The organism is Corynebacterium sp. HMSC036D02 (assembly GCF_001836165.1).
Taxonomy (GTDB): Bacteria; Actinomycetota; Actinomycetes; order Mycobacteriales; family Mycobacteriaceae; genus Corynebacterium.
This window is the reverse complement of sequence record NZ_KV827664.1, coordinates 1-301: the sequence shown is the minus strand read 5'-3', so window position 1 is coordinate 301 and position 301 is coordinate 1. Positions and strand designations below refer to the sequence as shown.

The following is a 301-nucleotide window of genomic DNA, read 5'->3' as shown; positions in this document are numbered from 1 at the left end:
CGAAATCGGCTACGCCACCCTCGTCCACCCCCTCGACGGGCCCATCAACACTTGGCGCCTATCACGTGGAGCAAACCTCAACCAACGCCTCACCCTCCACGCTGAGTTCCACACCTGCTCTAGACCTGGCTGCAATAAACCAGCTGATTACTGCCAGGTGCATCACCTTATCCCCTGGCAGGCTGGTGGCTACACCAACATCAACAACCTGACCTTCCTGTGTGCTTATCACAACGGTATTAATGACGATGACCCACAAAGGCCTACCGGGCGCGGCTACATGTACCGACTCAACACCGGC

General features: G+C 57.1%; 1 protein-coding gene. It reads left to right on the top strand.

The features are described 5' to 3' along the window. A partial coding sequence (locus HMPREF2743_RS12355; RefSeq protein ID WP_141761385.1) for an HNH endonuclease signature motif containing protein occupies positions 1 to 301 on the top strand: 301 nt, incomplete at both ends.